This is a genomic window from Rhodobaculum claviforme (genome assembly GCF_016653255.1).
Lineage (GTDB): Bacteria > Pseudomonadota > Alphaproteobacteria > Rhodobacterales > Rhodobacteraceae > Rhodobaculum > Rhodobaculum claviforme.
In genome coordinates, this window is sequence record NZ_NHSD01000026.1 from 1 (window position 1) to 2,861 (window position 2,861).

The 2,861-nt window shown below is 74.1% G+C and carries 2 protein-coding genes and 3 pseudogenes; 2 read left to right on the plus strand and 3 right to left on the minus strand.

Annotation, left to right across the window (positions count from 1 at the left end):
- Both CCR87_RS00355 and CCR87_RS00360 read right to left on the minus strand, forming a co-directional pair.
- Positions 1-115 (minus strand): annotated as a pseudogene (locus CCR87_RS00355) (biotin carboxylase N-terminal domain-containing protein); the annotation flags it as partial.
- Positions 116-151: 36 nt separating this feature from the next.
- Positions 152-322, minus strand: a pseudogene (locus tag CCR87_RS00360) (acetyl-CoA carboxylase, biotin carboxyl carrier protein); the annotation flags it as partial.
- 221 nt (positions 323-543) lie between these two features.
- On the opposite strand from CCR87_RS00360, the gene CCR87_RS00365 reads away from it, so the two are divergent.
- On the plus strand, positions 544-1,854 hold the full coding sequence (locus CCR87_RS00365; RefSeq protein ID WP_201155355.1) for a short-chain fatty acyl-CoA regulator family protein: 1,311 nt from the start codon (positions 544-546) through the stop codon (positions 1,852-1,854).
- A gap of 66 nt (positions 1,855-1,920) precedes the next feature.
- Positions 1,921-2,568 (plus strand): NAD(P)-dependent oxidoreductase, encoded by a 648-nt coding sequence (locus CCR87_RS00370; protein ID WP_201155356.1) that lies wholly within the window; start codon positions 1,921-1,923, stop codon positions 2,566-2,568.
- Between the two features lie 124 nt (positions 2,569-2,692).
- On the opposite strand, the pseudogene CCR87_RS17000 reads toward CCR87_RS00370, so the two are convergent.
- Positions 2,693-2,861 (minus strand): annotated as a pseudogene (locus CCR87_RS17000) (DNA polymerase Y family protein); the annotation flags it as partial.

Below are 2,861 nucleotides of genomic sequence, written 5' to 3' on the forward strand. Positions count from 1 at the left end.
TCATGCGGATGTGCGCCGAGGACGGGCCGATGAAGGTCAGCCCGTGGTCCTCCACGATCTGCACGAAGCTGGCGTTTTCCGACAGGAAGCCATAGCCGGGGTGGATCGCCTCGGCCAATGACAGCTACCTGTCGATCCCGGCCATCATCTCAGCCTGCGAGATCACGGGGGCCGGGGCGGCCTGCTTGCTGACCCGCACCTTCAGGCTGTCGTTTTCGCCATAGTCGCGCTTGACGTCGATCTCGGCCAGGTCGTTGCGGTTGAGAAGCTCTGCCAGGGCCTCGATGAAGGCCACGTCGGCGTCGTTGCGGGTTTTGCTCATGCGCTCCTCGATGCTGGCGTGCGGCCTCCGGGTCGTGCGGAGGCGAGACCGGGGTTGCAGGTCCTTACACGATGGTCGCAAGGCTGAAAAGCTGCGACATGGCGCCGCGCGTTACCCTCGGCGCCGGGCCGTGCGGGTCCGTGGCGCGGTCGCAAGCCGTTGCCGGGCATCTGAAAAGCTGCCACTCAGGCGGGATCGCACGCGCGATCAGGAGGACCACCGTGCCCCGCACCGCCCTGACCGGCAGCCATATCCGCGCCCGGCGTACGGTGCTGGGGCTGTCGCAGGCGGCGCTGGCGCGGCGGGTGGGGATCTCGGCATCCTACCTCAACCTGATCGAACACAACCGCCGCCGGGTTGGCGGGGGCCTGCTGGTGGGCATCGCCGAGGCGCTGGGCGTGTCGGCGGCGTCCCTGCGCGAGGGCGCCGAGGCGGGGCTGCTGGAAACCCTGCGCGAGGCCGCCGCCGGCACCCCCGCCGATGCCGCCGCCGTCCCCGAGGCCGACCGGGCCGAGGAGTTCGCCGGCCGCTTTCCCGGATGGGCGGCGCTGACGGCGGGCCAGGCGCGCCGGCTGGCCGCGCTGGAGCGCAGCGTGGAGCGGCTGACGGATCGCATGACCCATGACCCGCATCTGTCGGCGGCGCTGCACGAGCTGTTGTCGGTGGCCGCCGCGCTGCGGTCCACCGCCACGATCCTGGCCGACACCGAGGACCTGTCGCCTGACTGGCGCGCGCGGTTCCTGAACAACCTGGAGCGCGATTCGCAGCGCCTAGCCGAGGGGGCGCAGGCGCTGGTCGGATACCTTGATACCGCCGAGCCGGAGGAAAGCGGCCTCGCCGCCCCGCAGGAGGAGCTGGAGGCGTGGCTGGATGCGCGCGGCTGGCACCTGCCGGAACTGGAGGACGGCGATCCGGCCGCGGTGGAGGCGCTGGTGGAGGGGGCGGCGGCGCTGGCGTCGGCATCGGCGCGGGCGCTGGCGCGGGCGCATCTGGTGCGCGCGCAAGGCGATGCGGTCGCGCTGCCGCTGGGGCGGTTGCGCGCGGCGCTGGCGGTGCATGGTCCCGATCCGGCCGCGCTGGTCGGGGCGCTGGGGATGGCCGGGGATGTCGCGCGGCTGTTCCGGCGTCTGGCGGCGCTGCCGGCGGGGTTCGCGGGGATGCCGCGGGTGGGGTTGGTGATCTGTGACGGGTCAGGCACGCTGACCTTCCGCCGGCCGGTGCCGGGGTTCGGGTTGCCGCGATTCGGCGCGGCCTGTCCGCTGTGGCCGCTGTTTCAGGCCCTGGCGCGCCCCGACCAGCCGTTGCGCGTGACGGTGGAGACAGCGGGCCGGCTGCCGCAGCGCTTCGAGACCTTTGCCGTCTGCCGTCCGGTGGTGCCGGCGGGGTTTGGTGTGCCGGCGGTGCTGGAGGCGGCGATGCTGATCCTGCCCGCCCCGGCCGTGGACACCGCGCCGCAGCCGGTGGGCACCAGTTGCCGGATCTGCCCGCGGCCGCACTGCCCGGCCCGGCGCGAACCGGCGCTGGTGGCCTGAGGGGCGGGACTTGTCGTACCGCCGGGGCACGCCAGTTTGCCCCGTGCACAATGGCCGGAGGTGGAGATGGCGCATCTGTTGATCATCGGGGCAAGTGGCGGGATCGGGCTGCGCGCGGTGGAGGCGGCGCTGTCCGCCGGCCACCGGGTCCGCGCGCTGAGCCGCAGCGCGCAGGCGATTTCGGTGGAGGCCCCGCCGGACAGCTTCGAGCCGTTCCCCGCCGATGCTACCGACGCGGCCGCCCTGGCCACCGCGCTGGAGGGGGTGGACGCGGTGATCCTGGCGGTGGGGGCCGCGCCGACGCTGGCCCGCACGCTGCGGCCCGTCACCCTGTTCACCGATGTCACCCGGGCGCTGCTGCCGGCGATGCAGGCCGCCGGCGTGCGCCGCCTGGTCGCCGTCACCGGGTTTGGTGCGGGCGACAGCCGCGCCGCCATGAGCCTGCTGGAGCGCACCGGCCACGATCTGCTGCTGGGCCGGGCCTATGCCGACAAGACCGTGCAGGAGGCGATGATCCGCGACAGCGACCTCGACTGGCTGATCGTACGCCCGACGATCCTGACCAACCGCCCCGCGCGCGGCAACGCCAAGGTGCTGCGCGACCCTGCGCAGTGGCGCAACGGCCTGATCTCGCGCGCTGATGTGGCCGCGCTCCTGGTGCGCGAGGCCGCCACCCCGACCCTGAGCCACGAGGCGCCGGTCCTGACGGTCTGAGGCGCCCGCGCAGCGGCGCCGGGGGGCGGCGGTCGGACCTGTCGCGTCGCGCAGCGGGGTCCGGGGCCGCGCCCTGGTCCAGGGGGGCGCGGCAGGTGGCGGGTGCGGGGTGCCTCCGGGGCGATCAGCCGAAGACCCCGTGGCAGAACCACCCCCCCGAGACCGCCCCGCCATGGGCATAGAACAGCCAGAGCCGGGTGCCGTCCGTGCCCTCCACCCGCCAGTAGTCGCGCACGCCGGATCGCCAGGCGGGGTCGTCGAGCCACCACTCCGGGGCGATGCGCTCGGGGCCG